The following is an 18,744-nucleotide window of genomic DNA, read 5'->3' on the forward strand; positions in this document are numbered from 1 at the left end:
ATGGAATACGTGCGCGACGGCGCGGAGATCTACCGGCGGTCGTTCGCGACCATCCGGGCCGAGGCCGACCTGTCCGGGCTGCCCGCGGACGTCGCCCGGGTCGCCGTACGCATGATCCACGCCTGTGGAATGGTCGATCTGGCCGGCGACGTCGGGCACAGTCCGAACGTCGTGACCGCCGCGCGCAAGGCCCTGCTGGGCGGCGCGCCGGTCCTGTGCGACGCCGAGATGGTGGCGTCCGGGGTGACCCGCAAGCGCCTGCCCGCGGGCAACGAGGTGGTGTGCACGCTGCGCGACCCGCGGGTGCCGGGCCTGGCCGCCGCGATCGGCAACACCCGCAGCGCCGCCGCCCTGGACCTGTGGGGCGACCGGCTCGGCGGCGCCGTCGTGGCCATCGGCAACGCGCCGACCGCCCTGTTCCGGCTGCTCGAGATGGTGGCGGCCGGCGCGCCCCGGCCCGCGGCGGTGATCGGCATCCCGGTCGGCTTCATCGGCGCGGCCGAGTCGAAGGACGCGCTGGCGGCGTCCGATCTGGAGTATCTGATCGTCCGCGGGCGCCGGGGCGGCAGCGCGATCACGGCGGCGGCGGTCAACGCGCTCGCCTCGGAGGAGGAGTGATGGCGGGACGGCTGTACGGGGTCGGCCTCGGCCCCGGCGACCCCGAGCTGGTCACCGTCAAGGCCGCCCGGCTCATCGCCGGGGCGGACGTGGTGGCGTACCACGCGGCCCGGCACGGCCGGTCGAACGCGCGGGCGATCGCGGCGGGATACCTGCGTGAGGGGCAGCTCGAGGAGCCGCTGATCTACCCCGTGACCACCGGGACGACCGACCACCCCGGCGGCTACCAGGGCGCGATCGACGAGTTCTACACGGCGAGCGCCGAGCGGCTGGCCGCCCACCTGGACGCCGGGCGCGACGTCGTGGTGCTGGCCGAGGGCGACCCGTTCTTCTACGGCTCCTACATGCACATGCACAAGCGGCTGGCGCACCGCTACGAGACCACGGTGGTGCCCGGCGTGACCTCGGTGAGCGCCGCGTCGGCCGTGCTCGGGCGCCCCCTCATGGAACGCGACGAGACCCTGACGGTCCTGCCGGGCACCCTGCCACCGGCCGAGCTGGCGGCGAGGCTGGCGAGCACCGACTCCGCCGCGATCATGAAGCTGGGCCGTACGTTCGAGGGCGTCCGCGAGGCGCTGACCCTGGCCGGCCGCCTCGACGACGCCTGGTACGTCGAACGCGCCACCACCGACCGGGAACGCCGGGGCCGGATGGCGGACATCGACCCGGCCACCGTGCCGTACTTCTCCCTGGCGCTGCTGCCCAGCCCCGCCGCCACCGCGTTCGGCGCGCCCGCGGAGGAGCCGCCCCAGCCGGCTCCCGGCCAGGTCACGGTCGTCGGCCTGGGGCCGGGCGCGCAAGAATGGCTGACCCCCGAGGCCCGGGCCGCGCTGGCCGGGGCCGACGACGTGGTGGGCTACGGCCCGTACGTCGACCGCGTTCCGGCCAGGCCGGGGCAGCGGCGGCACGCGTCGGACAACCGGGTCGAGGCCGAACGGGCGGCCTTCGCGCTGGACCTGGCCAAGCGCGGGCGGCGGGTCGCGGTCGTGTCCTCCGGCGACCCGGGCGTCTTCGCGATGGCCGCCGCGGTGCTGGAGGTCAGCGAGGATCCGCAGTGGAAGGACGTGCCGGTCCGGGTCGTGCCGGGGCTGACCGCGGCCCAGGCCGTGGCGAGCCGGGCGGGCGCGCCGCTGGGCCACGACTTCTGCGTCCTGTCCCTCTCCGACCGGCTCAAGCCGTGGGAGATCATCGCGTCCCGCCTGGCCGCGGCGGCGAGCGCCGACCTGGTGATCGCGATCTACAACCCGGCCTCGCAGAGCCGCAAGGAGCAGCTGGTGCGCGCCCGTGCCCTGCTGCTGGAGCACCGCGACCCGCACACGCCGGTGGTGGTCGGCCGGGACGTCGGCGGCCCGCAGGAGGCGGTACGCGTGACCACGCTCGGCGACCTCGACCCGGCCACGATCGACATGCGCTGCCTGCTCATCGTGGGTTCCAGCCGCACGAGGGTGGTGACCCGGGGCGACGGCACGGCCCAGGTGTTCACCCCGCGCAGCTACTGAGCCATTCCACCGCCCCGGCGACGGTCGCGGTGCCCGGCAGCCCCGGGGGCAGCGCCGGCCGGTCGATCATCACCACCGGGAGGCCCAGGTCGCGGGCCGCGTCCAGCTTGGCCGCCGCGCCGCCGCTGTCCTTGGTGACCAGCACGTCGACGCGGTGGGCCAGCATCAGGTCGCGCTCGGCCCCGACGGTGAACGGTCCCCTGTCGAGCAGCACGGCGAGCCGGCGCGGCATCGGCGGCTCGGGGGGCTCGACCGACCTGGCGAGGAACCAGCACCCGTCGAGCGCGGCGAAGGCGGCGATCGTCTGGCGGCCGGTGGTGAGGAAGACGCGCCGGCCCAGGGTGGGCACCAGTGCGGCGGCCCCGGCCGGGTTCGGCACCCGGTGCCACCGGTCGCCCGGCCGTTCAGCCCAGCCCGGGCGGCGCAGCACGAGCAGGGGCACGCCGGCGACCGGGCAGGCCAGCGCCGCGTGGCCGGTCATCGTGGCGGCGAACGGGTGCGTGGCGTCGACGACCGCGCCGACGCTCTCGTCGCGGAGGTAGCGGACCAGGCCGTCGACGCCGCCGAAGCCGCCGATCCGCACCTCGCCCGGGGGCAGCAGCGGCGCCGTCGTCCGCCCGGCCAGCGACGTGATCACCCGCGCACCGCCCGGCGCCAGCTCGGTCGCGAGCCGCCGCGCCTCGGTGGTGCCCCCCAGGATCAGGACCGGGCGGCCGGTCAGCTCCGGCATCGCTCGGCGGAGTACAGGTGGCTGTCCGGGAACTGCGACGCGGTCAGAGCCGCGCCGACCACGATCACCGCCGTACGCCGGATGCCGGCCCCGATCACCTTCCCGGCGATGTCGGCCAGGGTGCCACGCAGGATCACTTCGTCCTCGCGGCTCGCCCGGGCCACGACCGCCACCGGGCACTGCGGGCCGTAGTTCGGGAGCAGCTCCGCCACCACCGCCTCGATCCGCTGGACGGCGAGGTGCAGCACCATCGTGGCCCGGCTCGCGCCCAGCGTCGCCAGGTCCTCCCCCGGTGGCATCGCCGTGGCGCGTTCCGCCGTACGGGTCAGGATCACGGTCTGTGCCACCTCGGGGACGGTCAGCTCCCGGGCCAGCGACGCGGCGGCCGCGGCGAAGGCCGGCACCCCGGGGACCACCTCGTACGGGACGCCCACGGCGTCGAGGCGGCGCATCTGCTCGGCCACCGCGCTGAAGACGGACGGGTCGCCGGAGTGCAGCCGGGCCACGTCGTGCCCGGCGCGGGTGGCGTCGACCATCTCGGCGACGATCCGGTCCAGGTCCAGGTTCGCGGTGTCGACCAGGCGCGCGCCGGGCGGGCACGCGTCGAGGAGTTCCCGCGGGACGAGGCTGCCCGCGTACAGGCAGACCGGTGCGGTCCCGAGGATGCGCTGCCCGCGTACCGTGATCAGGTCCGCGGCCCCGGGCCCCGCGCCGATGAAGTGGACCGTCACGGCTTGACCGTCGCCCAGATCGTGACCGGCATCATCGCTCTCCATCCCGTGAACCCGCCGACCGGCGACGCCCGCTGCACCGCGACCCGGGTCAGTTCCCCGCCGAGCTTGCCGTACCAGCCGGCCAGCACCGCCTCCGACTCGAGCGTCACCGCGTTCGCCACCAGCCTGCCGCCTGCCGGCAGCGCCTCCCACGCGGCCTCGACGACCCCGTCGCGCGTCACGCCGCCGCCGATGAACACCACGTCGGGCGCGGGCAGTCCGGCCAGGGCGCCGGGTGCGCGACCGACGACAACCCTGAGCCTGGGTACGCCCAGAGCACCCGCGTTCGCCTCCACCCGGGCGGCCCGCTCGGGCGACGACTCGACGGCGATCGCCCGGCAGGCCCGATGGCTGCGCATCCACTCGATCGCGATGCTGCCGGACCCGGCGCCGACGTCCCACAGCAGCTCACCCGGCTGCGGGCCGAGCACCGCGAGGGTCACCGCCCGCACCTCCCGCTTGGTGAGCTGTCCGTCGCTGTCGTACGCGTCGTCGGGCAGCCCCGGCGTCAACGGCCGCCGCGCCCCGCCCCGGCCGCACTCGATCGCGATCACGTGGAGCGGATCGACGCCGGCCAGGTCGACGGTGGCGGCCGGCCCGCCGCGGATCGTCTCGTCCTCGCCGCCGAGCCGGGAGAGGACGGTGACGGTGCTGCCGGCGTACCCGCGGGCGGTGAGCAGCTCCGCGACCAGCGCGGGCGTCCCGGCGTCGCGGCCGAGCACCAGGATGCGGCGGCCCGGGTGGATCAGCGGGTGCAGCTCCTCGACCGGCGCGGTGACCAGGCTGAGAACGTCGACCTCCGCGAGGGGCCAGCCCAGCCGGGCGGCGGCCAGCGACACCGACGACGGGTGCGGGATGACGTCGAAGCGGTCCACGTACCGCCGCAGGGTGGCGCCGATGCCGTGGAACATCGGGTCGCCGCTGGCCAGGACGGCGATCCTGCGGCCGCGGTGGCGTTCGAGCAGGCCGGGCAGGGCGGGCAGCAGCGGGGTGGGCCACGGCACGCGTTCGGCGGCCACCTCGGTCGGGAGCAGGGCGAGCTGGCGGTCGCTGCCGAGGATCACGTCGGCGGCGGTCAGCGCGGCGGTGGCCGTACCCGCGAGTCCCGGCCACCCGTCGGCGCCGATGCCGACCACGGTGAGCCCGGCGGGGTTGTCAGTCACGCCGGTGACGGTAACTCCGGTGCGGCCGGACGCTTCCCCCGCACCCCGGAGATCGATATGTTTCCCTGCATGAAGCGCGTCCTCGCCGCCGCCGCCCTGTCCCTCGCCCTGATCGCGGTGCCCGGCGCCGCACTCGCCGCGGATGCCTCCTACCGGACGCTGAGCGCGGCGAACGACCCCGACTGGATGCGCTCGGTGCCCGACGGCGCCAGCCTCGCGGCGCTGTCCGTGCCCGGCACGCACGGGACGATGTCGATCCACGGCGGGTCGCTCACCCAGACGCAGGAGGACTTCGGCAACAGCGGGGGCACGCTCGCGCGGCAGCTCACCGCGGGCATCCGCATGATCGACATCCGGGCCCGGGTGAACGACGGCAACACGTTCACGATCCACCACGGCGCGGTCTACCAGAACGCCAACTTCACCGACGTCGTGCGGGTGCTGACCGACTTCCTGGCCGCCCACCCGGCCGAGACCGTGATCATGCGGCTCAAGCAGGAGTGCACCGGCGAACTCGGATCGTGTACGGACGTTCCGGGCCAGAAGAGCTTCCCGGACATCTTCGACTCCTACCGTACGCCGGTGTTCTGGCAGCCGTCGGTGACGCGGTCCGCGGCGGCTGCCACCCCCACGCTCGGTGAGGTGCGGGGCAAGGTCGTGCTGGCCGTCCTGCACGGCGCCCACGGCAGCCCGATCGAGCATTACGGGCTGGCCCAGTTCGCCACCTGGACGGACGGCTCGTCCACGTACATCCAGGACAACTACACCGTGCCGAACGTGGGGGCCATCGCCACCAAGCGTGACCAGGTACGCCGCTTCCTCGACGCGACCAACGCCGGCGACCCCACGAAGATCTACGTGAACTTCGGCTCCGGTTCCAGCCTCTTCGCCCAGCCGCAGCAGGTGGCGGGCGGTGCGTTCGGGGTCCAGGGGGTCGACCCGTTCCTGCTCACGTACCTGAACGAGGGCCACGGCCTGACCCGCACCGGCGTCCTCATGCTGGACTTCCCCGGCAGCGGCCTGCTCCAGAAGATCATCTCGTACAACTAGTTTTTCGGCTCCTCATTGAGCCTTCGCCCGCTGAACCGCGTAGTACCCGTCGACGGCCACCGCGAGACCGGGTCGTCACGTCCGCCGCCAGGGGGTGGGTGGGCAACGACGGGCAGACGACAGCCGGGCGGGTGAGACCGATGGCGCGACCAGGGCCGACGATGTACGAGACCTACGAGGACCAGCGGCCGGTCCGCGATTTCTGGGAGCAGCCCGACCTCAACGAGGGCGTGCCGCGCGGCGACATCGTCGTCGAGGCCCCCGGGTCGCCCGGGGGCTGGCAGGGCTCCGGGCCGCCGGTCGCCACCGACGACCGCCCGCCGGCCGAGGCGACCTCCGGGAACCGCCTGCTCACGGTCCTGCTGTTCTTCGCCGGGCTGGCCACCAGCCTGGCGCTGTGGCTCTTCGAGACCGAGGCCGGCGCGATCGGCGACACGCCGTCGCTGCTGATGGCCGTCGGCCGGCTGACCGGCCTGGCCGGCGGCTACGTCCTGTTCATCCAGCTGCTGATGATGAGCCGGGTCTCGTTCCTCGAGGAATGGGTCGGCGCCCGCGACCTGCTGCGCTGGCACCGGTGGCTGGGCACCTCGCTGGTCGTCCTGGTCGCGGCCCACATCGTCTTCATCGTCTACGGGTACGCCCTGACGGCCGAGACCGGCGTCGTCGACCAGGGCTGGACGATGATCACCACGTTCCCGGACATGCTCAGCGCCACGGTCGCCACGGGCCTGCTGGTGTTCATCAGCCTCATCTCGATCCGGGCGGCCCGCTCGAAGCTCCCGTACGAGCTGTGGCACCTGCTGCACCTGACCGCGTACCTGGTGCTGCTGCTCGGCTACGGCCACCAGGTCGCGATGGGCGCCAACCTCTCGGGCAAGTTCGCCGACCTCTTCTGGCCGGGCCTGGGCGCCCTGGTGATCGCCGCGGTCGTCTGGGGCCGCCTGATCGAGCCGGTCTGGCTGAACGTCCGCCACCGCTTCGAGGTCGCCGAGGTGGTCGCCGAGGGCACGAACACATTCTCGATCTACATCGACGGCAGGAACCTGGACAAGCTCCCCGCCCAGGCCGGCCAGTTCATGCGCTGGCGCTTCCTCACCCGCAACGGCTGGTGGCAGTCCCACCCGTTCTCCCTCTCCGCGGCCCCCAACTCCCAGTGGGTACGCCTCACCGTCACCGCGGTCGGCGGCCACACCGCCCAGCTCGCCGAGATGGAACGCGGCACACCCGTCTGGGCGGAGGGCCCGTTCGGCACCTTCACGGCCCAGCGCCGCACCCGCCGCCGCGCGCTGCTGATCGCGGGCGGCAGCGGCATCGCCCCGATCCGCGCCCTGCTCGAGGACATGCCGCCGGACACGATCGTGATCTACCGCGCGAGCCGCCCCGACGAACTGGTCTTCCGCGAGGAACTCGAGGACCTGGCAGAACGCCGCGACGCCTGGGTGCGCTACATCGTCGGCTCCCGCAACGACCCCGGCCCCCGCCGCCTCTTCACGGCGGACGGCCTGCTGGGCCTGGTCCCGGACGTCAACCGCAGGGACGTGTACCTCTGCGGCCCACCGGGCCTGGTCAGCGCGGCGGTCCAGACACTGCGCGAACTCGAGGTCCCGGACAGCCAGATGCACCTCGACCCCTTCGAGTTCTGACCCCGCCCTGTCCCCTGTCCGCCGTCCCCTGTCCGCCGTCCCCTGTCCCCCGTCCCCCGTCCCCCGTCAGCTTTTGATCCCATCCCCTTTATTTGTCAGCCGGGAGTTTTTGATGCGACGCAGCACCGCAGCAGCCGTCGGGACCCTGACGGGCGCCGCCCTGATCGTGGGCGTCCGCCTGAGCGTCTCCGCGCCGGCCGTGCCGGCGGCCGCACCCCCCGCCGTCGACCTGGCCGGCTCGGGCCAGGACGCCCCGCCCAGCAAGAAGCCGTCCGGCAAGAAGCCCTCGAACTCGGACTCCTCCGACGCCGACGCCGACTCGTCGTCGGAGGGCGCAGCCGGCGGCACCGGCCTGAAGAACGGCATCTTCAAGGGCACCGCGGTCAAGAACCCGTACGGCACCATCCAGGTCTCCATCAGGGTCGAAGGCGGCAAAATCACCGCCGCGGACGCCACCTACCCCACAACAGCCGACAGCGCCACGATCAACCCCCCGGCCATCGCCTCCCTCAAACAGTCCACGGTCCAATCCCAGAGCGCCGACGTCGACGCGGTATCGGGCGCAACCTTCACCAGCGAGTCGTACGTGAAGTCCCTCCAGGCCGCCATCGACAAGGCCAACGCCTGACCCACCCCTCGCGACCAGCGCGGGCGTGGCCAGCGCGGGCGTGGCCAGCGCGGGCGTGGCCAGCGCGGGCGGCCGCGTGGTGTGGCCGGTCTTTGCTACCGGCCGCCCCTGCTCGCCGCTCGCCGGCCGCCGCCCCTGCTCGCCGGCCATCGTGGGAGCGCAGGGGCGGGGCGCTCACAGGGTTGACGCGTAGAGTTTCGCGCCATGCACCACGCCGAGCATGTGATGGGAACGGTTGTCAGCATCGACCTCGCCGACGACCTTCCCGCACCGGTACTGCGCGCCATGATCGGTGACGTCTGCTCGTGGCTGCACGAGGTGGACCGCCGGTTCAGCACGTACCGTGACGACAGCGAGGTCAGCCGCCTCCGCCGCCGCGAGATCGACGTCTCCGATTGCTCGGCCGACCTCCGCCACGTCCTCGAGGCCTGCGCCGACCTGTGGCGGGAGACGGACGGCTACTTCGACGCGTACGCGGCCGGCCCCTTGGACCCCTCCGGCTACGTCAAGGGCTGGTCCGTGGAGGTCGCCTCCGCACGCCTCGCCGAAGCAGGCTCGGTGAACCACTGCCTCAACGCGGGCGGCGACATCCGGGCCCGGGGCCTGTCCGCCAAGGGCGAACCCTGGCGCGTCGGCATCCGCCACCCGTGGGAACCCGACAAGCTCAGCTGGGTCCTGGCCGTCACCGACCGCGCGGTGGCCACCTCGGGAATTTACGAACGCGGCGATCACGTCTTCAACCCCCGTACCCGCGAACCGGCCCACGGCCTGCGCTCGGTAACCGTGGTCGGCCCCGACCTGGCCCTGACGGACGCCTACGCGACCGCCGCCCTGGCCATGGGCGAGGCAGGCCTGGCCTGGCTGGCCAAGCTCACCCCCGAGGGCTACGAATCCGCGGCGGTGACCGACGACGGTCGCGCCTTCACCTCATCCGGCCTCCCCACTGCAGCCTGACCGCACGGCTGCCCTCAGAAATCGGCGAACAGGTAGGGCATCGACTTCGGGAACAGGGCGCCCAGGGCCTCCACCGCCGACGCCCCCATCTGCCCGAACCCCCGGGTGATCACCTCCACCGGGTCCAGCACCCCGTACGCCAGCGCCGAGATGCCCGCACAGGTCAGCGTGGCCTCCGGCTCGCCCCGGACGGCCTCGACCTTCAGCGCGCCGCCCGCACCGGTGATCCGGTAACGCCCGGCGAGCAGGTCGTCGTCCACCACCTCGACCGTCACGGCCGTGTCCGCCCCGGCCGGCAGCCCGTCCAGCGCCTCCATCGTCAGCAACCGGACCATCGGCGCACCCCGGCGCGGATGGTCCACGCGGCCCTCGGTCAGCACGGCGAAGTCCGTACCCCAGAGCTCGGGCACCTCGTCCACGCCGATCTTCACCTCTATGCGGGCGACCTGATCCACGTGCCGCGCGAAGAACTGGAGCAGCAGAGCGCGCCCCATCGGCCCCGTGGTCAGCAGGTCACCCGCAACCAGGTCGCCGCCGTACTCGGCGATCCGATACGTCACGGCGCCCACCACCTCCCCGTCCACGCGCGCCACGGCCACCCACAGCGGCGGGCTCTCGCGGAATTCGGCGGTGCGCGTCTCGTCGTACACGGAAAAGCCGTGCCGTTTCTCCAGCAGGCGCAGCGTGAGGTCGTTGTAGGCGTCGAACCCCTCGGCGAGGCGCAGCCGCTCGACCTCGCCCGGCAGTTCGGCCCTGAGCAGGTGCGCGAGCCCTTCCGGCGCGAAGCTCGCGGTGCGCACCCGCGGCACCCCCACGTAACCGAGCCTGCCGTAGAACGACGGCCGGAACGGATAGAGGGCACTGACGGCACAGCCCTGCTCCCGCGTCTGACGCAGCAGCCGAATCATGAGCTCCCGCACGAACCCCCGCCGCCGCGCGGACGGATGCGCCGCGACCGACGCCACCCCGGCCATGTCCTGCACGACACCCCGCACGTTCTGCCGCATCGGAAACGCGGCGACCCCGGCGAGCGCCTGCCCGTCCTCCTCCGCGACCAGGCTGGTGGCCGTCCGATAGAAGACCATCCGCCGGGCGTAGGCCTCCCGCTCGGCGTCGCTCCAGGGCGAGGGCATGAACGCGTACGCCTGAAGCGGGAACATCGTGTCGGTGCGCTCGTCGGCCGAGACCTGTCGGATCTGCATGCCCCCATCCAACCCGCAGGGGCCGGTCCGGCGCTCGCTCGTTCCGCCGGCCTGTGGATAACCGGGGCGCCCGAACCGACCCGGACGCCGCATTGCCGGCCCCGATGTGGTTGCCCGCGCTGCGGGACCCCCGCCCGTGCGCGGCGGCCGACCCCCTGACATCGACCCTGACCTGGCATTCCACCGATTTGCGACGCGCCGGGGTACCCCGGTTTGGCAAGGCCGGGGGCGACCGGCTAATGTTTCTTCCGTCGCCGGGGGAACCCGGAAGGACAAGCGGACGTAGCGCAGCTGGTAGCGCATCACCTTGCCAAGGTGAGGGTCGCGGGTTCGAATCCCGTCGTCCGCTCGGAGAGGCCGCGACAGGTTACGTGCGGGGCCAGCTCGGTGGAGTGGCCGAGAGGCGAGGCAACGGCCTGCAAAGCCGTGTACACGGGTTCAAATCCCGTCTCCACCTCGGCATAAGATCGAGGGCGATTGGCGCAGCGGGAGCGCGCTTCCTTGACACGGAAGAGGTCACTGGTTCGATCCCAGTATCGCCCACCACGCAAAACAGCAGGTCAGAACGGGTTTCGTCCCACCGGGACGGAGCCCGATTTTTGTTGGCGGGCAAGATCGGGAGAGGTTTTAGAGACGATCTTGGTCGTTTCATTCGCCGCTACCGGGCGAACGAGGGCTCAGACCTCGCCGGTCCGCCAGTGCCCTCCCCCAGACCTGGGTCAGCCCGTCGTGTAGGTCGCGGATCATCCCGTCGGTGACGTGCGAGTACAGCGCCTGCACCGAGCCGTCGGCGTGGCCCATGGGCATCCATCAACCGAGCCGGGGTACGAAGCTCGATCATCACGGTCTCGCAGGCGTGCCTTCTTTCCGCAGAACCCGTGTGCCGAACGTTCGTGTCGTCATTGAGCTGGCTGTCCCGGCGCTTCGTTTCGCGCTGCTGGCGTTGCGGGGTGTTGCATTCCCGGCAGGATTCTGTGGCCCGGCTCATGCTGTCCGCGAGGTGCGGCGGGCGAGGCCGGATACCGGTCCAAGCCGGGAATCGCGGCACTCCAGTGCTCCATCTGCTTGACCCTCGACCTGGTGGAGGCCTCAAGGTCGTCTTGTCGGCCATTTGGTGATGACAGGAGTGATGATGGATCTGGGTAACCCCGTGCTGAAGCTGTGCCAAGAGGGAATGCGGGCGGAGGTGGAAGGACGGCTGCTAGACGCCCAGGCGCTTTTCGAGCAGGCATGGGCGGCGCGAACTGACGACTACGACGCTTGCGTTGCGGCGCACTATCTTGCCCGGCGGCAGGACGATCCCGCAGAGATCCTTCGATGGAATCAGGAGGCGTTGCGGCATGCTGACGCTGTCGGTGACGAGAGGGTGGCGCCCTTTTATCCTTCGCTGCTCGTGGGGGTGGCGTCGGCTCACGAGCAACTGGGCGACGCTGCCGCCGCCCGCGTCGCGTTCGAACGGGCGGCCGAGTATGTCGGTGTGTTGCCGGCGGATGAATACGGCGAGCAGCTGCGGGCGGCCGTCACCGATGGGCTGCGCAGGTTGAGCTGACATTCGTGGTCTCCCGTGCCCGCGGCGGCGATGCGGCATCATCGCGGGGCCGGGGTGGGCAGTCGAGGGTGCTCATCTGTGCAGGTGTAGGGCCGGTTTGGCTTCAACATGGGCCGATCGTCTGGGAGCGGTTCGTGGGCAGGCGGATCACGCGGCCCGTGCCGGAGGCGGCCTCGCGGAGCTGAATGATCTCTTCGTGCTGTGCGGCGAGGCGGGACAGGGCCTGGCTGCGGAAGTCGGTGAGTTCGGCGATCCTCTGGTCGGCTCGGGATAGGCGTTCGGTGAGTTTGCCGATGTCGGCCTTCAGACGGGTGATCTGGGCGATGCGCGGGTCCGGGGTCTGGCCGGTCTGGTGCAACTGCTGGAGGCGATGCTCGAAGTCGGCTCGCAGGTGTGCGTAGGGCCGGTTGCCGTAGAACGCGGTGCGGTCGACGCCCGCTTCGCGGGCCAGGGTCTTGATGTCGCACTTGCCGCCGGCCGGGATCTCGCCGCGCAGGAGCCGGTCCATCGTTGCCTGGATACGGTTTCGTTCTCGGCTCGTTGAGCTGCGGTGATCCTCATTGTTCGTCCTTGTCGGGCTTCGGTGCGGTCGCGGCGTCGATCTCGGCGATGACACGCTGAGCGCGGTCGTGGTCAGTGCGCAGGCGGTCGCGTTCAACGGTGCGGGTCTTGCCGAGCTTGCCGATGAAGGTCTTGGTCCGCTCGGCGTGCTCGGCCCAGACCGGCCGGCGCCCGGTCCCGGCGAACAACGCCCGTGCCGCGCGGTAGGTGAACGGCTCCGCCGACGCGTAGCCCTCGGCCATCGCCCACCGGTAGAACAGCGACAGGATGCTCATGTGCTGGCCCCACGTCGTCGCCGCGAATCGGGCCTTCACCGGCCCCGTAGCCCGGTGCCCGGTGTACCGGCTCAACCCCGCCTTCAGCCGCTCCCGCGACTCGAACAGCCCGACACCGTGCACTGCCAGGAACTCCGCCCAGTCCTTCAGCATCCGCGCGTACGTCTGCCACGAGTTCGCCGCCGGCGCACCGCTGGCCGGTAACTCTCGCAGCCACCGGTTCACCGCAACGGTCGGACGCGGGCTGCCGGGCCGTCCTCGAACCGCAGATCGTCGTCGACGAGTACCGGCATGCCCTCCGGGATCAACGGCCGATGCGCCACATCCCACGACTGCCAGCCCTGGGCAGAGAAGAAGGTCAAGATCACGGGCGCCGACAGTAGAAACACAACACGCCTCAGCGCAACCGCCAAACCCCTAGGTCAATCATCCGTAGCAGCCAATCGCAACACAGGAACTAAGCAGGAAGAATGTGCCGCAGCCCGTGCGGCGTCAGCCCCGGCGCGATCGGGAACCAGCACGCGGCCCGGGGCTGGTTGTAGATCGGGGTGGGCGAGCGTCAATGACATGCCCATCGGCGGAGGCCCGGCAGCGATCACTTGCCGGGTAGGCCGTCATGATTCACCGGCGGTGCGGATGCCGTCGCTGCGGGGTGCCTCACCGATTGACATGCGTCGTAGGCTGCCCGACAGGATCGCGGTGGGCGGGAGGCTCCATTGTCAACGACGGCGGGGTTCGGCACGAAATATCTGGGCTTCTCCAAGCGGCAGCCCGATGGCACGCACACCGCCACCGAGTGGGCCACGGCCATCCTGCCGATATGGCCTCTGCGCCGACATCAGCTCGTCGTCGGCGCGACGAGCGGTCAATACCACAGAGGCACGATCTCGTACGTGACGCCCTACCGCATCGTCGCCTCGACACGGTTGCGCCCGCTGGAGATTCTCGCCACCTATCTCGCCTGGTGGGTTCTGATGCCGGGGATCGCGGTCGGGCCGATCGTCCTGCTGAATCTGTCGGGCTCGGAGGCCCAGGACGGTTTCGGTCCTAATCTGCTGGCGATCCTCTGGCTGATCTTTGTGCCCGCCGGCATCGAGAGGCTCGCCCGGCAGGTGCGTCAGTTGCCCGGACAGCGGTAGGCCCGGCGGCCCGCGGATAACGCCTTATCAGCGGGGGCCGAAGACCGTGCCGAGTTTGGACAAGCGGGCGTTGTCCAGCTCCCACCGCAGCACGGTGTCGAGCGTGTCGAGTGCCCGGCCCTCGGCCGTGGCCTTCGGGCTCTGCAGGCCGTCGACCACCTCGGGCAGGGCCGCCACCACCGCCGCGGCGGCGGTCCGGATGGGCTCTTCGGCGCCGTCGGCCACTGCGCGGATCAGGTTCACCACCGGGATGCGGGCGGTGCCCGCGTAGCGCCCGGCGATCCGCTCCAGCCCGGCCAGCGGGGCGGCCCCCGCCTCTCGCGTGGCCGCGGACAGGGCAGCGAGCAGAAATTGGCCCAGTTCGCTGCGGCCCGCCGAGAGGCCGGGAAGCACCGCCGCGACCGCCGCCCGGGTCGCTGATTCCGCGGGCGTCTCGGTGCCGTCGCTTTCCGGGGCGTCCGCCTGGTAGGCCAGCCGCCGCCGGCCCGCGGTGCTCATCCGGAACAGCACCATGAGCGCCGTAGCCCGGTAGAAGTCGCTCACCCCGTCGGCTCCCGCGAGCGCGGCCACCCGGGGCACCGCTGCCGGAGTGGCGGGCACCACCGAGCCCTGCGGGAACGCGTCGTCGGCGATCGCCGCGATCAGGTCGCCCACGCCGTCGAAGGTACAGCCCTCGACGGCGGCCGCGCGCAGGTCGGCGGCGGGACGACGGAAACCGCCGCATTTGAGTCCGGGGGGCGTGGGCGGGGTCGGTGCGGCGGCCGTCTGCGTGCCTACGAGCTTCGCGCGGATCCGGTCGGCCTCGGCCCGGTCGAGCGAGTGCGCGAGGCCCTCCCGCGAGAAGCGTTCGATCGCTTTGTCCGGGAATTGGCCGCATGCCGAGTTGGCCTGCCCGCCGTACGTGCGGGCGATGGCGGCGACGGCCTTCTTCTCGGCCGATGAGACCTCCAGCGGGCCCTCGTAGGGCGGGTCCACGGCCAGCGAGTGGGCCCGCCACCAGCCGGCGAAGCGGGCCTCCGCCGGGTCGGCCGGCACCTCCCGTACGGCGACCAGCAGGTGGCCGCGCTCCGCCAGCTTCTCGGCGACGGCGTAGGCCGAGACCTCGTCCGGCACAGACACGACGAAGCGCATCTCACGGATCACGGCGGCATCCTATCGGCGACGGGCCGGCCCGGGGTGGCGCGAAGTGCGACTGACCTGGCGCGTTCGGCTGATGACGCGTCTCCCCCATCTGCATATCGTGGGCCACCTTGAGGAGAATATCGACGACGAGTGCCACGCTCGCCGATGTCGGGCTGGCCGCCGGGCCGGTGCTCCGGGCGGTCGGCCTGCCCGAGAATCTGCTGCACAACCCGCAGGTCGCCCTCACCCCGGTCCGCAGACGCTTGTTGTGCACCGCGACGACGACGGCTTGCGGGGGCGGGCCCCCGCTTCTGCCCCGGACGCAATCTGGCCATGATCGATACGGCCGTGGTGACCTCGGTGCTGGCGCGGTCCTTCGACTTCGTGCCGGACCGGTCGGCCGGCGCCGTGACCGAGGGGCTGAGCTTCTCCATGGTTCCGAAGGGTTTCCATCTCACCGTCACCCGCCGGGCGTGACACGCGAAGGTGTGGCGGCACCGTGCGCCGCCACACCCCGTACGCGATCGGTCAGTTCATGCTGAATCGCTGGTTGGCCTGGCCGTTGCAGTCGTAGATCTGGACCTGCTGGCCGTTGCCCGTGCCCCAGACGTCGAGGCAGCGTCCCGATTGCACCCCGGTGATGGTGCCGTTGGAGTTCACGTTCCACTGCTGGTTGGCCTGGCCGTTGCAGCTGTAGATCTGGACCGCCGAGCCGTTGCCGGAGCCGGCGGCGTCCAGGCACTTGGCGCCGTACACGGTCAGTTGCTTGCTCGAAGTCAGGGTCCAGGCCTGGTTGGTCTGGCCGTTGCAGTCGTAGAGCTGGACCCGGGTGCCGTCGTTCTGCGATGCGCTCGGCACGTCGATGCATCTGCCGGACTGGGCGCCGACGATGCGGTTGCCGCCGGTGGGCGGGGTCGACGGGGACCCTGTGCCGTCGCTCGGCGGGGTGGAGGGGCCGGCAGCGTTGAGGGCGTTCAGGACCGACGTGTACGCGGCCTTCTTGTTCCCTCCGTTGTCGAAGAGCAGCGGGCTCTCGCCGGCGCGCCAGGAGTCGCTGTCGCGGACACCCCAGACGGTGATGCCGATGCAGCGGGCCACGTTGAGGCAGGCCTGGGTGAGGCCGGCGTACTGGGAGGTCGAGGAGTTGGTGACGTCGACCTCGGTCAGGGCCACGTCGACGCCGAGGGCGGCGAAGCTCGAGAGCGTGGTCTGGAAGTTGCCGGGCAGCGAGCTGCCGCCGGTGAAGTGGGTCTGCAGGCCGACGCAGTCGATCGGTACGCCGCGGGACTTGAAGTCGCGGATCATGTTGTACACGCCCTGCGTCTTGCCGTACGACCAGTTCTCGATGTTGTAGTCGTTGTAGCAGAGCTTGGTGGACGGGTCGGCGTTGCGGGCCGTACGGAACGCGACCTCGATCCAGTCGTTGCCGGTGGACTGGAGGTTGGACTGCCGGCGGCTGCCGTCCTCGTTGAAGGCCTCGTTGACGACGTCCCAGGCCGCGAGCTTGCCCTTGTAGTGGGCCATCACGCCGTTGATGTGGTCGATCATCGCCTGGCGCAGGCTGCTGCCGCCGAGGCTCTGCATCCAGCCCGGCTGCTGCGCGTGCCAGGCGAGGGTGTGGCCGCGCACCTTCATGCCGCGTTGCGTCGCCCAGTTGTAGATCTGGTCGCCGGCGCTGAAGGTGAACTGGCCGCGGTTGGGCTGGGTCGCTTCCGGCTTCATCTCGTTCTCGGCCGTGACCATGTTGAACTCACGTCCGGCGATCGTGGTGTACGTCGAGTCGCCGAGGCGGTTGGCCGCGATCGCCGTGCCGAAGTAGCGGCCCGACTGGGCGGCCGCCGCGCCGAGGGTGCCCGCCGCGGCGTTCGCGTCGGGCATCGCCGTGAGCACACCCACTGTCGCGAGGGCTCCGGCGGCGGCGCCGGCCAGCAGCCGGGTCCACCTCGACCGTCTGCCCGGGGCGGCGGGGGGAACGGCAGGAGAACTGCTTGCCACGGTTGACTCCTTTCTCGGTTCTCCGAATACGGGCACCAAGCGCCACGCGTACGACTGAATAGGAACCGTCACGCGTCCATGTGAAAGCGGCGGTAATGACGTGCACCGATGGGTCGATGCTGGCACAGCAACACCCGTGAAACAACAGGTTCCGGAAAACTTCCGGAAGTAGACGTCCCTGACTAGGCACTATTACCCCTGGTCAGTGACTCCTCTTGCCGTCCGCGTAATGCTCTGGCAACATGGCGAATCCCCACCGACCGATAATTGGAAGTTTCGATTACGCACTGTTGTTACCGGTCACATCAGAAGATCAAATGCGTTGCCGAATGCTGGAGGAGAAGCAGCGTGAAACCGTCCCCGAATCGCCGCCGATGGCTCGCGGCGGCAACCGCAGCGTTCACCGTGCTGGCCGGCAGCCTGCTCACCGTCGTGAATGCGCCCGCGGCGTCGGCCGCGACCATCGACACCACCGCCTGGTACGTGCTGGTCAACCGCAACAGCGGCAAGGCCCTCGACGTGTACAACCTGGCCACGAACGACGGCGCCCGGATCACCCAGTGGACGCGCAACGACCAGAACCAGCAACAGTGGCAGTTCGTCGACTCCGGCGGCGGCTTCTACCGGCTGAAGTCGAGGCACTCGGGCAAGGTGCTCGACGTCTACAACCGGTCCACCGCCGACGGCGGCTCCGTCGTCCAGTGGACCGACACCAACGCCGCCAACCAGCAGTTCGGCATCCAGGACATCGACGGCTACGTTCAGCTGATCAACCGCAACAGCGGCAAGGCGCTCGAGGTGCAGGGCGCGTCGACCGCCGACGGTGCCAACATCGTCCAGTACAGCGACTGGAACGGCGCCAACCAGCAGTGGCAGCTCGCCCGGGTCGGCGGCACCGATCCCACGACGCCGCCGCCGGGCGGCAGTTGCACCCTGCCGTCGACGTACCGCTGGAGCTCGACGGGGGCGCTGGCCACCCCCAGGTCCGGGTGGGTCTCGCTCAAGGACTTCACCACCGTGCCGTACAACGGCCGGCAACTGGTGTACGCGACCACGCACGACACCGGATCCACCTGGGGCTCGATGAACTTCGGACTGTTCACGAACTGGTCCGACATGGCCTCGGCGAGCCAGAACGCGATGTCGTCGGCGACCGTGGCCCCGACGCTGTTCTACTTCGCCCCCAGGAGCGTCTGGGTGCTCGCGTACCAGTGGGGCCCGACGGCGTTCTCCTACCGCACCTCCAGCGACCCCACCAACGCGAACGGCTGGTCGGCGGCGCAGACCCTGTTCTCCGGCAGCATCTCCGGCTCCGGCACCGGCCCGATCGACCAGACGCTCATCGGTGACGGCACGAACATGTACCTGTTCTTCGCCGGCGACAACGGCAAGATCTACCGGGCCTCCATGCCGATCGGCAACTTCCCCGGCAGCTTCGGCAGCGGCTCGACCGTGGTGATGAGCGACTCGACGAACAACCTCTTCGAGGCACCGCAGGTCTACAAGGTCCAGGGCCAGAACCAGTACCTGATGATCGTCGAGGCGATCGGCGCGAACGGCCGCTACTTCCGCTCGTTCACCGCCAGCAGCCTGGGCGGGTCGTGGACACCGCAGGCCGCCACCGAGAGCAACCCCTTCGCCGGCAAGGCCAACAGCGGCGCCACCTGGACCAACGACATCAGCCACGGCGAGCTGGTCCGGGTGAACGCCGACCAGACCATGACCATCGACCCGTGCAACCTGCAACTGCTCTACCAGGGCCGCTCCCCCAGCTCCGGCGGCGACTACGGCCTCCTGCCGTACCGCCCCGGCCTGCTGACGCGCCGCTGATCCGATCCACCAT

At 71.1% G+C, this 18,744-nt stretch carries 19 protein-coding genes and 3 tRNA genes; 13 read left to right on the plus strand and 9 right to left on the minus strand.

Going from position 1 to position 18,744, the window contains the following annotated elements; all coding sequences use genetic code 11:
* Both CLV70_RS29235 and CLV70_RS29240 read left to right on the plus strand, forming a co-directional pair.
* Complete coding sequence (locus tag CLV70_RS29235; protein ID WP_106129831.1) at window positions 1-618, plus strand: precorrin-8X methylmutase; 618 nt, start codon at window positions 1-3, stop codon at window positions 616-618.
* Window positions 618-2,117, plus strand: a complete 1,500-nt coding sequence (locus tag CLV70_RS29240) for a precorrin-2 C(20)-methyltransferase (RefSeq protein WP_106129832.1) — start codon at window positions 618-620, stop codon at window positions 2,115-2,117. Before CLV70_RS29235 ends, CLV70_RS29240 begins: the two co-directional genes overlap by 1 nt.
* Here CLV70_RS29240 and CLV70_RS29245 read toward each other — a convergent pair.
* The 3 genes from CLV70_RS29245 to cbiE are packed head-to-tail and all read right to left on the minus strand — an operon-like array spanning window position 2,098 to window position 4,783.
* A complete protein-coding gene (locus CLV70_RS29245) occupies window positions 2,098-2,847 on the minus strand; it encodes a cobalt-precorrin-6A reductase (protein ID WP_106129833.1) in 750 nt (249 codons plus the stop codon). The two genes, CLV70_RS29240 and CLV70_RS29245, sit on opposite strands and share 20 nt — an antisense overlap.
* Complete coding sequence (gene cobM / locus CLV70_RS29250; RefSeq protein WP_106129834.1) at window positions 2,835-3,578, minus strand: precorrin-4 C(11)-methyltransferase; 744 nt, start codon at window positions 3,576-3,578, stop codon at window positions 2,835-2,837. Before cobM ends, CLV70_RS29245 begins: the two co-directional genes overlap by 13 nt.
* Window positions 3,575-4,783: a precorrin-6y C5,15-methyltransferase (decarboxylating) subunit CbiE gene (gene cbiE, locus CLV70_RS29255; protein ID WP_106129835.1), complete on the minus strand. Its 1,209-nt coding sequence runs from the start codon at window positions 4,781-4,783 to the stop codon at window positions 3,575-3,577. Before cbiE ends, cobM begins: the two co-directional genes overlap by 4 nt.
* Before the next feature lie 69 nt (window positions 4,784-4,852).
* Here cbiE and CLV70_RS29260 point away from each other — a divergent pair, with 69 nt between their 5' ends.
* From CLV70_RS29260 to CLV70_RS29280, 4 genes are all read left to right on the plus strand, one after another.
* Window positions 4,853-5,833, plus strand: coding sequence for a phosphatidylinositol-specific phospholipase C (locus CLV70_RS29260; RefSeq protein ID WP_106129836.1), 981 nt, complete (start codon window positions 4,853-4,855; stop codon window positions 5,831-5,833).
* Between the two features lie 140 nt (window positions 5,834-5,973).
* The gene (locus tag CLV70_RS29265; RefSeq protein WP_245908525.1) at window positions 5,974-7,476 is read left to right on the plus strand and encodes a ferredoxin reductase family protein; all 1,503 of its coding nucleotides are present in this window, start codon (window positions 5,974-5,976) and stop codon (window positions 7,474-7,476) included.
* Window positions 7,477-7,588: 112 nt separating this feature from the next.
* Window positions 7,589-8,104 (plus strand): FMN-binding protein, encoded by a 516-nt coding sequence (locus CLV70_RS29270; RefSeq protein WP_106129838.1) that lies wholly within the window; start codon window positions 7,589-7,591, stop codon window positions 8,102-8,104.
* A 204-nt stretch (window positions 8,105-8,308) separates the two neighbouring features.
* Window positions 8,309-9,058 carry an FAD:protein FMN transferase gene (locus CLV70_RS29280; protein ID WP_245908526.1) on the plus strand — a complete coding sequence of 250 codons (750 nt, stop codon included), beginning with the start codon at window positions 8,309-8,311 and terminating at the stop codon, window positions 9,056-9,058.
* Between the two features lie 14 nt (window positions 9,059-9,072).
* On the opposite strand, the gene CLV70_RS29285 is transcribed toward CLV70_RS29280, so the two are convergent.
* Entirely contained in the window at window positions 9,073-10,260 is a 1,188-nt protein-coding gene (locus CLV70_RS29285) for a GNAT family N-acetyltransferase (protein WP_158277846.1), read from the minus strand.
* 276 nt (window positions 10,261-10,536) lie between these two features.
* Between CLV70_RS29285 and CLV70_RS29290 the strand changes: the two genes are divergently transcribed.
* The 4 genes from CLV70_RS29290 (at window position 10,537) to CLV70_RS29310 (ending at window position 11,809) form a co-directional block, all read left to right on the plus strand.
* Window positions 10,537-10,609 (plus strand) — tRNA-Gly (locus CLV70_RS29290).
* Between the two features lie 37 nt (window positions 10,610-10,646).
* Window positions 10,647-10,717, plus strand: a tRNA-Cys gene (locus CLV70_RS29295).
* 14 nt (window positions 10,718-10,731) lie between these two features.
* A tRNA-Val gene (locus tag CLV70_RS29300) sits at window positions 10,732-10,806 on the plus strand.
* 586 nt (window positions 10,807-11,392) lie between these two features.
* Window positions 11,393-11,809 carry a hypothetical protein gene (locus CLV70_RS29310; protein WP_245908527.1) on the plus strand — a complete coding sequence of 139 codons (417 nt, stop codon included), beginning with the start codon at window positions 11,393-11,395 and terminating at the stop codon, window positions 11,807-11,809.
* Between the two features lie 103 nt (window positions 11,810-11,912).
* Here CLV70_RS29310 and CLV70_RS29315 read toward each other — a convergent pair whose 3' ends face one another.
* From CLV70_RS29315 to CLV70_RS40530, 3 genes are read right to left on the minus strand one after another with little or no spacing between them, the layout of a single operon-like run.
* A complete protein-coding gene (locus CLV70_RS29315) occupies window positions 11,913-12,317 on the minus strand; it encodes a hypothetical protein (RefSeq protein WP_170148674.1) in 405 nt (134 codons plus the stop codon).
* A 49-nt stretch (window positions 12,318-12,366) separates the two neighbouring features.
* On the minus strand, window positions 12,367-12,870 hold the full coding sequence (locus tag CLV70_RS40525; RefSeq protein WP_211303929.1) for a site-specific integrase: 504 nt from the start codon (window positions 12,868-12,870) through the stop codon (window positions 12,367-12,369).
* Window positions 12,867-13,013, minus strand: a complete 147-nt coding sequence (locus CLV70_RS40530; protein ID WP_211303930.1) for a hypothetical protein — start codon at window positions 13,011-13,013, stop codon at window positions 12,867-12,869. Before CLV70_RS40530 ends, CLV70_RS40525 begins: the two co-directional genes overlap by 4 nt.
* Window positions 13,014-13,361: 348 nt before the next feature.
* Here CLV70_RS40530 and CLV70_RS29325 point away from each other — a divergent pair, with 348 nt between their 5' ends.
* Window positions 13,362-13,784, plus strand: coding sequence for a hypothetical protein (locus CLV70_RS29325; protein WP_106129842.1), 423 nt, complete (start codon window positions 13,362-13,364; stop codon window positions 13,782-13,784).
* 27 nt (window positions 13,785-13,811) lie between these two features.
* On the opposite strand, the gene CLV70_RS29330 is transcribed toward CLV70_RS29325, so the two are convergent.
* Window positions 13,812-14,927 carry a hypothetical protein gene (locus tag CLV70_RS29330; RefSeq protein ID WP_106129843.1) on the minus strand — a complete coding sequence of 372 codons (1,116 nt, stop codon included), beginning with the start codon at window positions 14,925-14,927 and terminating at the stop codon, window positions 13,812-13,814.
* A gap of 312 nt (window positions 14,928-15,239) precedes the next feature.
* Between CLV70_RS29330 and CLV70_RS39855 the strand changes: the two genes are divergently transcribed.
* Window positions 15,240-15,383 (plus strand): hypothetical protein, encoded by a 144-nt coding sequence (locus CLV70_RS39855; RefSeq protein WP_158277847.1) that lies wholly within the window; start codon window positions 15,240-15,242, stop codon window positions 15,381-15,383.
* Between the two features lie 51 nt (window positions 15,384-15,434).
* Here the strand turns inward: CLV70_RS39855 and CLV70_RS29335 are convergent, their stop codons facing one another.
* The gene (locus CLV70_RS29335; protein ID WP_281260500.1) at window positions 15,435-16,901 is read right to left on the minus strand and encodes a glycoside hydrolase family 10 protein; all 1,467 of its coding nucleotides are present in this window, start codon (window positions 16,899-16,901) and stop codon (window positions 15,435-15,437) included.
* 348 nt (window positions 16,902-17,249) lie between these two features.
* Here CLV70_RS29335 and CLV70_RS29340 point away from each other — a divergent pair, with 348 nt between their 5' ends.
* Window positions 17,250-18,731 (plus strand): non-reducing end alpha-L-arabinofuranosidase family hydrolase, encoded by a 1,482-nt coding sequence (locus CLV70_RS29340; protein ID WP_106129844.1) that lies wholly within the window; start codon window positions 17,250-17,252, stop codon window positions 18,729-18,731.
* Window positions 18,732-18,744 lie beyond the last annotated feature (13 nt).

Source organism: Pseudosporangium ferrugineum (assembly GCF_003002065.1).
Classification (GTDB): domain Bacteria; phylum Actinomycetota; class Actinomycetes; order Mycobacteriales; family Micromonosporaceae; genus Actinoplanes; species Actinoplanes ferrugineus_A.

What these genes read in the sequence shown, in the direction of transcription:
- CLV70_RS29235 (WP_106129831.1), top strand. Translation starts at nt 1, where the DNA reads ATGGAATACGTGCGCGACGGCGCGGAGATCTACCGGCGGTCGTTCGCG.
- CLV70_RS29240 (WP_106129832.1), top strand. Translation starts at nt 618, where the DNA reads ATGGCGGGACGGCTGTACGGGGTCGGCCTCGGCCCCGGCGACCCCGAG.
- CLV70_RS29245 (WP_106129833.1), bottom strand. Translation starts at nt 2,847, where the DNA reads ATGCCGGAGCTGACCGGCCGCCCGGTCCTGATCCTGGGGGGCACCACC.
- CLV70_RS29260 (WP_106129836.1), top strand. Translation starts at nt 4,853, where the DNA reads ATGAAGCGCGTCCTCGCCGCCGCCGCCCTGTCCCTCGCCCTGATCGCG.
- CLV70_RS29265 (WP_245908525.1), top strand. Translation starts at nt 5,974, where the DNA reads ATGGCGCGACCAGGGCCGACGATGTACGAGACCTACGAGGACCAGCGG.
- CLV70_RS29270 (WP_106129838.1), top strand. Translation starts at nt 7,589, where the DNA reads ATGCGACGCAGCACCGCAGCAGCCGTCGGGACCCTGACGGGCGCCGCC.
- CLV70_RS29280 (WP_245908526.1), top strand. Translation starts at nt 8,309, where the DNA reads ATGCACCACGCCGAGCATGTGATGGGAACGGTTGTCAGCATCGACCTC.
- CLV70_RS29285 (WP_158277846.1), bottom strand. Translation starts at nt 10,260, where the DNA reads ATGCAGATCCGACAGGTCTCGGCCGACGAGCGCACCGACACGATGTTC.
- CLV70_RS29310 (WP_245908527.1), top strand. Translation starts at nt 11,393, where the DNA reads ATGGATCTGGGTAACCCCGTGCTGAAGCTGTGCCAAGAGGGAATGCGG.
- CLV70_RS29315 (WP_170148674.1), bottom strand. Translation starts at nt 12,317, where the DNA reads ATGGACCGGCTCCTGCGCGGCGAGATCCCGGCCGGCGGCAAGTGCGAC.
- CLV70_RS39855 (WP_158277847.1), top strand. Translation starts at nt 15,240, where the DNA reads ATGATCGATACGGCCGTGGTGACCTCGGTGCTGGCGCGGTCCTTCGAC.